At 34.3% G+C, this 12201-nt stretch carries 12 protein-coding genes; 6 read left to right on the plus strand and 6 right to left on the minus strand.

Annotation, left to right across the window (positions count from 1 at the left end):
• Window positions 1–5 precede the first annotated feature (5 nt).
• Window positions 6–2492, plus strand: coding sequence for a DUF5686 and carboxypeptidase regulatory-like domain-containing protein (locus ACP7AQ_RS09880; RefSeq protein WP_426095351.1), 2487 nt, complete (start codon window positions 6–8; stop codon window positions 2490–2492).
• Window positions 2493–2649: 157 nt separating this feature from the next.
• Here ACP7AQ_RS09880 and ACP7AQ_RS09885 read toward each other — a convergent pair whose 3' ends face one another.
• The 4 genes from ACP7AQ_RS09885 to ACP7AQ_RS09900 all read right to left on the minus strand — a co-directional run bounded on the left by ACP7AQ_RS09885 (window position 2650) and on the right by ACP7AQ_RS09900 (window position 6151).
• The gene (locus ACP7AQ_RS09885) at window positions 2650–3519 is read right to left on the minus strand and encodes a cation diffusion facilitator family transporter (protein WP_426063520.1); all 870 of its coding nucleotides are present in this window, start codon (window positions 3517–3519) and stop codon (window positions 2650–2652) included.
• Window positions 3520–3632: 113 nt separating this feature from the next.
• Window positions 3633–4943 carry a UDP-N-acetylglucosamine 1-carboxyvinyltransferase gene (gene murA / locus ACP7AQ_RS09890; protein WP_426095352.1) on the minus strand — a complete coding sequence of 437 codons (1311 nt, stop codon included), beginning with the start codon at window positions 4941–4943 and terminating at the stop codon, window positions 3633–3635.
• Window positions 4944–5052: 109 nt separating this feature from the next.
• Window positions 5053–5778, minus strand: a complete 726-nt coding sequence (locus ACP7AQ_RS09895) for a DUF4290 domain-containing protein (RefSeq protein ID WP_091203548.1) — start codon at window positions 5776–5778, stop codon at window positions 5053–5055.
• A gap of 88 nt (window positions 5779–5866) precedes the next feature.
• Window positions 5867–6151: a DUF493 family protein gene (locus tag ACP7AQ_RS09900; RefSeq protein ID WP_426092589.1), complete on the minus strand. Its 285-nt coding sequence runs from the start codon at window positions 6149–6151 to the stop codon at window positions 5867–5869.
• A 147-nt stretch (window positions 6152–6298) separates the two neighbouring features.
• On the opposite strand from ACP7AQ_RS09900, the gene ACP7AQ_RS09905 reads away from it, so the two are divergent.
• From ACP7AQ_RS09905 to ACP7AQ_RS09925, 5 genes are all read left to right on the plus strand, one after another.
• Window positions 6299–6838, plus strand: a complete 540-nt coding sequence (locus ACP7AQ_RS09905) for an AAA family ATPase (protein WP_426095353.1) — start codon at window positions 6299–6301, stop codon at window positions 6836–6838.
• A gap of 59 nt (window positions 6839–6897) precedes the next feature.
• The gene (locus tag ACP7AQ_RS09910) at window positions 6898–8793 is read left to right on the plus strand and encodes a RecQ family ATP-dependent DNA helicase (RefSeq protein WP_426095354.1); all 1896 of its coding nucleotides are present in this window, start codon (window positions 6898–6900) and stop codon (window positions 8791–8793) included.
• Window positions 8793–9740 carry a methionyl-tRNA formyltransferase gene (fmt, locus tag ACP7AQ_RS09915; protein WP_426095355.1) on the plus strand — a complete coding sequence of 316 codons (948 nt, stop codon included), beginning with the start codon at window positions 8793–8795 and terminating at the stop codon, window positions 9738–9740. The genes ACP7AQ_RS09910 and fmt overlap by 1 nt, the downstream gene beginning before the upstream one ends.
• A gap of 179 nt (window positions 9741–9919) precedes the next feature.
• On the plus strand, window positions 9920–10192 hold the full coding sequence (locus ACP7AQ_RS09920) for an HU family DNA-binding protein (RefSeq protein ID WP_073017033.1): 273 nt from the start codon (window positions 9920–9922) through the stop codon (window positions 10190–10192).
• 118 nt (window positions 10193–10310) lie between these two features.
• Complete coding sequence (locus ACP7AQ_RS09925; RefSeq protein ID WP_426063513.1) at window positions 10311–10871, plus strand: YqgE/AlgH family protein; 561 nt, start codon at window positions 10311–10313, stop codon at window positions 10869–10871.
• Here ACP7AQ_RS09925 and ACP7AQ_RS09930 read toward each other — a convergent pair.
• Together ACP7AQ_RS09930 and ACP7AQ_RS09935 are read right to left on the minus strand one after the other, a co-directional pair.
• Window positions 10868–11707: an aminotransferase class IV gene (locus tag ACP7AQ_RS09930; RefSeq protein ID WP_426095356.1), complete on the minus strand. Its 840-nt coding sequence runs from the start codon at window positions 11705–11707 to the stop codon at window positions 10868–10870. The genes ACP7AQ_RS09925 and ACP7AQ_RS09930 overlap by 4 nt on opposite strands.
• A gap of 54 nt (window positions 11708–11761) precedes the next feature.
• Window positions 11762–12154: an START-like domain-containing protein gene (locus tag ACP7AQ_RS09935; RefSeq protein WP_091203555.1), complete on the minus strand. Its 393-nt coding sequence runs from the start codon at window positions 12152–12154 to the stop codon at window positions 11762–11764.
• Window positions 12155–12201 lie beyond the last annotated feature (47 nt).

Here is a 12201-nt window from a genome sequence, read left to right on the forward strand (position 1 = left end):
CTTTCATGCAAAAACATTACCTACTACTGCTTTTCTTAGTTTCATTTGTTAGCAATGCACAAATAAAAGGAACTGTCACGGACGAAAAAGGAAACCCATTACCTTTTGTCACTATTTTTCAGGAAGACACTTACAATGGGACCACTTCAAATGAACGAGGAAACTATGAATTTAATTTAAAGAAAAAAGAAAAACAAACGGTTGTCTTTCAATTTTTAGGTTTTAAAACCCAAAAAATAATAATACAAACTGATAAATTGCCTTATTCATTAAATATAAAAATGGAGGAAGAAAGTTTTTCACTGAATGAAGTGATTATTAATAAGAAAAACAATCCCGCTTTGGCGATTATAAAAAATGCTATTGCCAGCAGAAAAGTAAACACTTTAAAAACCAACCGATTCAACGCTGACTTTTATTCCAGAGGTATTTTTAAATTAAAAAATGCCCCGAAAAAAATATTAGGCCAAAAAATTGGTGACTTTGATGGCGCTTTAGATTCTACCGGAACCGGCATTATTTCCTTATCGGAAACCTTTTCGAAAATAGCTTTTGAAAAACCCAACAACTTAAAAGAAGTTGTTACTGCCTCAAAAGTAAGTGGCAGAGATAATGGTTACAGCTACAATACTGCCAGATCTTCATTCTACGACTTTTATGACAATACCATAGATTTTGGTGTCCAAATGATTTCTCCAATAGCAAACAACGCTTTCAATTACTATAATTACACCTTAGAAAGCACGTTTTTTGACGAGAATAAAAATATGATCAACAAAATAAAAGTGATGTCAAAGCGTGACAGCGAGCCCGTTTTTGAAGGATACATTTATATAGTGGAAGATTCCTGGGCGGTTTACGCAGTTGATCTGGATATAAAAGGCTACAGAATGAAAGAGGAATTTGTCGATGTGATGACCTTAAAACAAAATTTCAGCTACAACAGCAGCAATAAAATTTGGGCAAAAAACACACAAAGTCTCGAAATTACAGCAGGCGCTTTTGGGATAAAATTTACCGGAAAATACAATTACGTGTACAGCAATTACGAATTTATAGATGCTTTTGCTGCCAAAACATTTACAAATGAAATTACGCGCATAGAAATAAATGCCAATAAAAAAGACAGCTTGTTCTGGAATTCTAACAGACCCATTCCGTTAACAATTGAAGAAAGCACTGATTATGTTAGAAAAGATAGCATTTACAAGGTTCGAAATTCAGAAAAATACTTGGATTCAATAGATGCAAAAGAAAATAAATTTAAATTATTAAAGGTACTGACCGGTTACACGTATAAGAATAGTGCAGAAAAACACAGTTTTAGTTACGAAGGATTATTGAATCTTGGTTCACTAAGCTTCAATACCGTACAAGGGTATAATTTTGATTCTGGGTTTCGATACACCAACAGGAAAAATCAGGAAAATAGAGGAATATACACTTCCATCAGTACTAAACTTAATTACGGTTTCGCTGAAGATCGTTTGCGTGTCACCGGACAATTTATCCACCGGTTCAACAATCAAAATTTTGCTACCTTATATATGATGGGCGGAAGTTCCTTAAAGCAATTTAATACGAATGATCCTATTAGTAAAACTGTAAACACGATTAGTTCATTAATTTTTAAGAACAATTTTATGAAGTTGTATAATCTGGAATCGGTGGCAATTGGCTACAGCCAGGATATTGCAAATGGAGTGAACCTGAATGGAAAGTTAGAGTATCAGCAACGCAAACCATTATTCAATAATACTGATTTTTCTTTGTTCAACAAGGACGATTTATACACGTCGAATAATCCTTTAGCACCAAATGATTTCACAACTCCAGCTTTTGATAAACACCATTTGACAAAAGTAAATTTGCTTGCAAAAATCAATTTTGGAAACAAGTATTCTTCCCGTCCTGATGGGAAATTTAACATCCGAAATGAAAAATTTCCAACTCTATATTTAGGCTATGAAAAAGCAATTGCAGCCAATGAAAAGAAATATGAGTTCGACCATTTCAACACCAGACTAACGTATGATTTGACATTAGGAAATAAAGGAGTTGTAGGGTTGAATCTAAAAGCGGGAAAGTTTTTGAATGCGGACAATATTGCTTTTATAGACTTCAAGCATTTCAATGGAAACCAAACCCATATTGGACAATCAGCGCGTTATTTGAATGTATTTAACTTGCTCCCATATTATTCTAACAGTACGAATGACAGCTATTTTGAAGCGCATATTGAATACAATGACAAAGGCTATATCATGAATAAAATACCATTGTTGAACAAACTAAAATCAACTTTGATACTGGGTGCTCATGCACTTTCTACACCCAATAACAAACCTTATACTGAAATGACAGTTGGGCTGGACAATTTAGGTTTTGGTAAATTTAAAATGCTTCGTGTAGATTATGTTCGTTCGTACCAAAATGGTTTTCAAGGTGACGGAGTTGTTTTTGGGCTTAAGTTTTTGAACATATTGGAGTAAAAAAATAATTTTAATGATTGAGTCCTATTGTCAGTTCGAGCGAAATCGAGAACCATTATTGCATCTTGACTGCGTTTGATGTAACAAAATCCCAACAAATTAAGAAAGGCACCAGAAAATAGTTTCGGTGCCTTTTTTTATTTTATTTGATTAATAACTAATCATTTGGTTCCACATGAATCAACACATGTCCCAGTTCCGGAATTTCTTCCTGCAAAGTGTCTTTTAGTTTATGTGCCAGATCGTGTCCTTCTTTCACAGTAATATTTGAATCAACTGTCGCATGTAAATCCACATGATATTGCATACCAGCTTTTCGAATAAAACATTTCTCGGTATCAATAATTCCGTCCACTTGAATTGAAACCATTCGGATTTGTTCTATCAAATCATCGTATAAATGTTCATCCATTATTTCGCCCAAAGCGGGTCTAAAAATAAGGTAACTGTTATAAAGTATGAATCCTGAAGCAAAAAGTGCCGCCCAATCATCAGCAGATTCATAACCATTTCCTAAAATCAAAGCAATAGAAATCCCAAGAAACGCCGCAACAGATGTTATTGCATCGCTGCGATGGTGCCAAGCATCAGCTCTTAGTGACGAACTATTGGTTTCAATACTGCGTTTCATCACTATTCGAAAAGAATATTCTTTCCAAACAATGATTGCCCCAAGAACTAATAATGTCCACGGTTTTGGCAATTGATGTGGCGTTCCAATATTGATAATACTTTCATAAGCAATAATAGTTGCCGAAGTAATCAAAAAACCTACAACCAAAAAAGTAATCAATGGTTCTGCCCTGCCGTGTCCGTAAGGATGGTTTTTATCCGCTGGTCTGTTGGAATATTTGATTCCGAACAGGACTAAAAATGAAGAAAAAATATCAGTAGTTGATTCAATTGCGTCTGCAATTAATGCATACGAATTTCCAAAAAAACCTGCCAGACCTTTTATAATGGCCAAAGATGTATTTCCAATTATACTAAAATAAGTCGCTTTTATCGCTGTTTGTTCGCTTGACATGTATTTTATTTATAGATGAATGGAAACTAAAATCGTTTAAATAAACCGAATTGAATTTTAGATTTAAATCCTTTCTAGCTTACTTAAACGATATTTTTTTTGATTTATGTTATTTATGCTCTAACAATATTAGCACCAATGGCTCTCAATCGTTCATCAATACGCTCGTACCCTCTATCAATTTGTTCAATATTTTGAATAGTACTGGTTCCTTTCGCAGAAAGCGCTGCAATCAATAATGAGATTCCCGCACGAATATCTGGTGATGACATTGTGGTTGCTTTAAGTTGAGATTTAAAATCGTGCCCCATAACAACAGCACGGTGCGGATCACACAACATAATTTTTGCTCCCATATCAATCAGTTTATCAACAAAAAACAATCTGCTTTCAAACATTTTTTGGTGAATTAAAACATCACCTCTTGCTTGGGTGGCAACTACTAAGACGATGCTTAACAAATCTGGGGTAAATCCGGGCCAGGGCGCATCAGCAATTGTCAAAATAGAACCGTCAATATCTGTTTTCACTTCATACCCATCTACGTGAGCAGGAATGTAAATATCATCTCCACGACGTTCCAATGTAATCCCAAGTTTTCGAAACGTATTAGGGATTACTCCAAGATTATCCCAACTTACATCCTTTATCGTAATTTCCGATTTTGTCATAGCAGCCAGACCAATCCAGCTACCAATTTCAATCATATCCGGAAGAATTCTGTGCTCGCAACCGCCTAAACTTTCAACTCCTTCAATAGTCAATAAGTTAGATCCAACACCTGTAATTTTAGCTCCCATGCAATTTAGCATCTTGCACAATTGTTGCAAGTAAGGCTCGCAAGCAGCATTATAAACGGTTGTTTTTCCTTTGGCCAAAACTGCAGCCATAACAATATTAGCGGTTCCGGTTACAGATGCTTCGTCTAATAACATATCGGCACCTTTTAATCCTTTTGGTGCTTCAACGCCATAAAAATGATCTTCTCTATTGTAACGGAATTTGGCACCAAGATTCATGAATCCTTCAAAGTGAGTATCCAATCTTCTGCGACCTATTTTATCACCGCCTGGTTTAGGGATATATCCTTTTCCAAATCGTGCCAAAAGTGGTCCAACAATCATAATAGAACCTCTTAGAGACCCACCTTCTTTCTTGAATGCCTCGGTTTCCAGATAGTTTATGTTCACTTCATCCGCTTGAAAAGTATACGATCCTGATCCTGTTTTTTGGATTTTAACACCTAAATTTCCTAAAAGCGTAATTAGTTTGTTGATATCTATAATATCGGGAATATTATTGATAATCACTTTTTCCGGTGTTAAAAGAACGGCACATAAAATTTGTAGCGCTTCGTTTTTAGCTCCTTGTGGCGTGATATCTCCTTTGAGACTAATGCCTCCTTCTATTTTGAAAATTCCCATTTTTTACAATTATGAGTTATAAATTATTTAGATACGAGTTAAAAAGTTACGAGTAAAAAGTTATTTCTTAAAAAATTAATAACCTAAATACTCTTAATTTATAACTGATTTACAAAGGTTTTCTGTTTTGATTTTTGTGAACTGGATTTGGTTTTCCAGTTTTCGTATTCTTGTTACTAAGAATTTTTGGTTGGCCAACCGGTAAGATTTTATTCGAAACCCGTTTGTTGGTTCGCAATAAATCGGTGGTATTTAATAATTCCTCTGTACTTTGAATCAAATTCAATTTTCCGTCGGAAAGTTCATATAAATGTTCGAAAATTACATCATCTTTCACAGTGTCTTTATTCCAACTTAAATACGATTTTTTCATGTGATTGGCAATCACTTTCACCAAAGCACTTTTCATCTCGCCATCTTCCCATTTATTGGCCACATCAATCATATATTTGATATTGTTGCCGTAAAATCTGTATTTTGGAAAATTCTGTGGGTATTTTAAAACATCGGGTTTCAATTGCAACACTTCACGCGATGGAATTGGATAAGGTGAATCAGCCACTAATTTAAAATCAGACATGATAAAAATCTGATCCCACAATTTATGCTGAAAATCAGGAACATCACGCAAATGTGGATTCAAACTTCCCATCACCTGAATAATGTATTTTGCCGCTTTGTTGCGTTCTACATCATCTTCAATTTTAGTCGCCTGATCAATCAATTTCTGCAAATGACGGCCGTACTCCGGAATAATCAAATGCGATCTCTCGGCATTGTATTCCAAATGATGCACGACATCGTTCGAGTTTTCTTTAATATATTTTGAATTCATATTCGAATGTATCTATTTTGATTCCTATGCTTTTTTTTCGAAAATTAAATCCATTCGAAGGCAGCAAATCAAAAATTTTATGTTGTATTTAAAGGGAAATAATACCGTCTATTGTAGAAACTTCTAAGTATTTATCTACTATTTCTTGCGAATTTTTCATAGTAACATCAACCGATATGCTAGTGAATTTTCCTGTTTTGGATTTTGTAGTTTTAATAACTGCGCCCATACAATCAAATGCCAATTCCACTCGTTCAATGTTATCATTTTCTGTTGGTACAATAAATTTAAATAAGTACTCTGCTGGCCATGTATTGCTCATATCCAACTCTACTTTTAATCTATCATAAAATTCTTCAGTCTTCTTATCCATTTTTTATTTAAAAATAAAGGCAAATATACGGTTTCAAACGTAAATTATGAATTTTGAATTATGATTTTTTGTCTAATCGCATTTTAACCGCAATGATTTTTTCAAATCCCAATTAGTTTAAGTAAATTTGCGCCTTATTTTTTAAAAGTGCAAAAAGAAATCATAGTTATCATTGGCGGTCCAGGAACAGGTAAAACCACTATTATCGACGGATTGGTCGCTAAAGGACATTGTTGTTATCCCGAAATTTCCCGCGAGGTAACTTTGGAAGCAAAAAAGCAAGGAATCGAGCAATTGTTCCTTGAAAAACCATTGTTATTCAGTGAATTACTTCTTGAAGGAAGAAAAAAACAGTTTCAAAATGCTGTAAAAGAGTCTCATGAAGTGGTATTTATCGACAGAGGAATTCCGGATGTTTTGGCCTATATGCATTATATTGGCGATAGTTATCCCGCTACTTTTGATGCCGCATGCCGCGAACATACCTATTCAAAAATCTTCATTCTTCCTCCTTGGGAGGAAATTTACATCAGCGATGACGAACGTTACGAAAACTTCGAACAAGCGAAACTCATCTATAATCATCTAACTGAAACTTACCAGAATTACGGTTACGAACTCATAGAAGTTCCAAAAGACACCATGGATAAAAGAATTCTTTTTATCTTAGATGAAATTTCCAGATAGTCTGCAGGTTTAGGATTTATGCTTTGGACTGTTTTTCAATGAAATGAAATCTATACCCTATGCAAGAAGCAGTAGCTATTCTTCAAAAATATTGGAAACACGACAAATTCAGGTCGCTACAATACGAAATCATCGATTCCGTTTTAAGCGGTCATGATACCTTTGCATTGATGCCAACCGGCGGCGGAAAATCAGTTTGTTTTCAGATTCCGGCTATGATGAATGAAGGTATTTGCTTGGTCATTTCGCCTTTGGTAGCACTGATGAAAGATCAAGTAGCCAATTTGCAAAAGCGAAACATCAAAGCCATAGCTTTGACAGGCGGAATACGATCTGAGGAAATGATTGATTTACTGGACAATTGCCAATTCGGAAATTACAAATTCCTTTATTTATCACCAGAACGTCTACAATCCGACTGGATTTTGGAACGAATAAAAAATCTTCCCATTAATTTAATCACCATAGATGAAGCGCATTGCGTCTCACAATGGGGACATGATTTCCGGCCAGCTTATTTAAAAATTTCGGAACTAAAAAAGCATTTTCCAAAAGTGCCCTTTTTAGCATTGACAGCCACCGCTACGCCAAGAGTTAAAGAAGATATTATCATTGAGTTGGGATTAGATAAACCACAGATTTTCGAGAAATCATTTGCCAGGGAAAATATTGCTTACATGATTTTTGAGGTCGAGGATAAACTGTTCCGAATAGAGCAAATTTTGAAAAAAAATCCACAACCGTCTATAATATATGTACGAAACAGAAAATCGTGCCTGGATATTTCCTCGCAATTGAATTCATTAGGATTTAAAGCTACGTATTATCACGGCGGACTTTCGTCCAAAGAAAAAGACAAAAACATGCAATCTTGGATGACCGAAGAAGTGCAGGTAATTGTGGCTACCAATGCCTTTGGAATGGGAATTGACAAAGCCAATGTAAAAACGGTAATCCACATTCAGCTTCCGGAAAATATGGAAAATTATTATCAGGAAGCGGGACGTGCGGGACGAAATGGAGAAAGAGCCTTTGCTGTTTTATTGACCAGTCCCTCCGATAGTATTCAGGCTCAAAGCCAATTTATAAACATTCTTCCCGATAAAAAGTTCTTGAATCTAATGTATGTCAAGCTCTGCAACTATTTTCAAATTGCTTACGGAGAAGGGATCAACGAACAGTTCACCTTCAATTTACATCATTTTTGTTTAAAATATGAATTCCCAACACTGAAAACGTACAATGCAATGCAATTTCTGGACCGACAAGGAATTATTAGCCTGTCCCAAGAATTTTCAGAAAAAATCACGTTGCAGTTTCTGATTCCTTCCAAAGAAGTGATTCGGTACATGAGTTTAAATCCGAACGACGAGGAAATTATTTTAGCCATTTTGCGCACTTATCCCGGAATTTATGAAATGCAAACCGCATTCAACCTGCAACTGATTGCCAAAAAATCAAATCATAAGGAAACTGAAATTCAGGCTGTTTTACATAAATTAAAAGAAAAAAAAATTATAGAATACCATTCGAAAAATAATGACGCCACATTAATTTTCAATGAAGTTCGCGAAGATGAAAGGACCATCAGTCGGGTCTCAAAATATTTAGAGAATCAAAATCAGTTAAAAAAAGAGCAGCTGCAATCGGTAATTCATTTCATCAGTGAGAAAAAAGTATGCAAGAACAAGTTGATTCTAAATTATTTTGGCGAAAAAACAACTGTTGATTGTGGGATTTGCTCGTTTTGCATTACAAAGAATATAAAGAAAAAAGATATCACGTTGCTTTCAAGAGAAATAATTGCTTTATTGCAAGCCGAAGATTTAAATTCGAGAGACATTCAAAACAAAACTAAAAACAGTGCGGACGAAGTTATCGGTGTACTCAAGGATTTATTAGAAAACAACACGATTTTGGTTAAACCAAATAACAAATATACTTTAAGATCATAATGGAAAAATTACGAATTGTTTTTATGGGAACTCCCGAATTTGCAGTAGGGATTTTAGATACCATAATCAAGAATAACTACGATGTTGTAGGCATTATTACCGCTGCAGACAAACCAGCAGGTCGTGGACAAAAATTAAAATATTCAGCAGTAAAAGAATACGCGCTGAGTCATAATCTACCTTTATTGCAGCCTTTAAACCTAAAAGACGAGGCTTTTTTAGCTGAATTGAAAACATTGAATGCTAATTTACAAATTGTAGTCGCCTTTAGAATGTTGCCAAAAGTTGTTTGGGAAATGCCATTTTTAGGAACTTTTAATCTTCATGCTTCACTCCTGCCGAATTATCGCGGCGCCGCACCCATAAATTGGGCAATTATAAATGGGGAAACTAAAACGGGTGTCACCACTTTTTTTATCGACGATAAAATTGATACTGGGGCGATAATCTTAAGTTCGGAAATCCCAATAGATGAAAATGAAAATGCGGGAAACTTGCACGACCGATTAATAGAATTAGGCAGCAAGACTGTTATTGACACTTTAAAAATGATTGAAAAAGGAAATGTATCTACAGTTATTCAAAAAGATACTGCCGATATAAAAACAGCTTACAAACTCAACAAAGAGAATTGCAAAATAGATTGGACAAAATCAGCTCAGGAGATAAACAATCTGATTCGAGGCTTGAGTCCGTATCCCGCGGCTTGGTGCTTCTTTGGAGACAAGAATGAGGAATGGAATGTAAAAATATACGATGCTACTATAATTTCTGAGGAGCATAATTATGCTGTTGGGAGTTTGATTTGTAGCAAAAAAGAAATGAAAATTGCGGTAAAAAACGGATTTATCCAAATACTTAATTTACAGTTTCCGGGCAAAAAGAAAATGAATACAACAGAATTATTGAATGGAATTGCTTTTTCAGCCGATGCAAAAGCCTATTAACACCAATAAAAACGGGTGTTTATACACTTTAATCAGAAATTATCATTGATTTATCAACAAAAAAAATAAGTTATCAACAAAATAAACTAAATTAACATAAAACGCTTGCAAGGAACGTATTTCCTACTAAATTTGTGTATTAACAATTTTTTTTAACCAACAATTAATAACTATTCATTATGAACAAATCAGAATTAATCGATGCTATCGCTGCAGACGCAGGAATTACAAAAGCTGCTGCAAAATTAGCTTTAGAGTCATTTTTAGGAAACGTAGGGGGTACTTTGAAAAAAGGTGGAAGAGTATCTTTAGTAGGTTTCGGATCATGGTCTGTTTCTGCTAGAGCTGCTAGAGACGGTAGAAATCCTCAAACAGGAAAAACTATCCAAATCGCTGCTAAAAATGTAGTGAAATTTAAGGCAGGTGCAGAATTAGAAGGTGCGGTAAACTAATTTTTGTCTCCCTTATATAATCAAAACCTTCCATCTGGAAGGTTTTTTTATACGTTTCAACGATTTTATTTGGCACTCTTATAATAAAAAACTTAAATTTAATAAAAAATCCAATCCAATGATTACAGACAAATTAAAAAAAGGATATTTGCTTATCGCAGAGCCTACGATAATTGGGGATTTATCATTCAATAGATCAGTAATTTTATTAGCTGACTATAACGAAGAAGGATCCGTTGGTTTTATTATTAATAAACCATTGAAGTACACCATCCACGATTTGATTCCGGATGTTGACGCACGATTTAAGATTTATAACGGTGGCCCGGTGGAACAAGACAACCTATATTTTATACATAACATTCCAGAACTAATTCCTAACAGTATTGAAATATCGAATGGAATTTATTGGGGTGGCGATTTTGAATCGACAAAAGAACTCATAAATAAAGGAGAAATAAGCAAAGACAATATCCGATTCTTTTTAGGATATACTGGTTGGGATGAAAAACAATTAGAATCAGAAATGGAAAACAATTCCTGGATTATCACTTCCAATAGCTATGAGAACAAGATAATTGGAAAATCAGCGACTCATTTCTGGAAAGAACAAATCATGGAATTAGGTGGGGAATACCTCATCTGGTCAAACGCTCCAGAAAATCCATACTTAAATTAGGTACTACTTATCATTTCGTTAAGTTTCTCTAACAGTTGAAGAGATATTTTCGTGGTGAAAGTTTTTTTACGATATTGTGTTATTGGTTGTATTCCTTTTATAACATTAGTTAAAAATAATTCATCTGCTTTTTGAAGATCAAATGGAGAGATTACCTCTTCTACAACGTCTAAATTTTCTATCTTCTTTGCTAAACTTAGGATCTGCTTTCTCATAATCCCATTTAAGCAGCCTTCAGAAACTGGTGGGGTAATCAATTTATTACCCATCAGCATAAAGATATTTCCTTGAAGTGCTTCAATTATATTCTTACTGTCATTAAGCAATAAACAATTATCTAACCCATTTTCATTTGCAAAAATACTTCCCGTTATATTGATGATTTTATTAGTCGTTTTGATAGACGACAGCAATTGTTTTGTGATGTAAAAATCTTTGTATAAATCTACTTCATATTCCTTTTTTTCGATTGAATATAGCCTGTTTTCAAGTGCTACAGCGTAAATTAAAAAAGAAATCGTATTATTTTGTGGTAAATAATATCCTCCATCGTTTCTATACACTGTAATTCTGGCACGAGAAGAGGACGTCAGTCCATTTTTATTAACTAAAATAAGGATTTGTTCTTCCAGAAACTCCATTGTAAAATTCATGGGGATTTCCATTCGAACAACTCGCATGGAAGACATGAGTCTAAAATAATGATCCTCCAGAAAAAGAATTTTATTGTTTATTATTTTAACTGTTTCAAAAACTCCGTCGCCATATAGAAAAGCACGGTTGTGTGTCAAAATATTGGCATCCTCAGACACAATAGTTCCATTAAAATTAATCATAAAAAAAGCCCTAAATTTTATTCAGGGCAAATATAAGTTATAAAAAATGATTTTTTACACAGAACCTATTAGATGTTTCAAATCAGAAATTTGATTTTCCCACAACAATGTTGCTTCATCGACTTCATCTTTAAGAGCAAAATCAACTACCATTAAAGAAACGTCTTTCGTGAGTTCATCTACCAAGATATGTAGTTCAAAAAAGTACTCGGTATCCTTACTATTTTCATCTACCCACTTAAATTTCACTTTTTCACCTGTTTTTTTTGAGGCTAGTCTTGCTTTTTCTTCGGAGTCATTCCAAATAAAAGTAAAAAATTCACCACGAGAATTCACATTATCGGCAAACCACTCAGACAAACCGGATGGAGTCGATATGTATTGATACAACAACTGAGGCGAGGAATTTATGGGGAACTCGATTTCATAACGTACTTTTTGATCCATGAGCTACATTTAATTTTTCGGAAATATATAGAATATAACTACATAAA

The organism is Flavobacterium sp. DSR2-3-3 (genome assembly GCF_049896585.1).
Taxonomy (GTDB): domain Bacteria; phylum Bacteroidota; class Bacteroidia; order Flavobacteriales; family Flavobacteriaceae; genus Flavobacterium.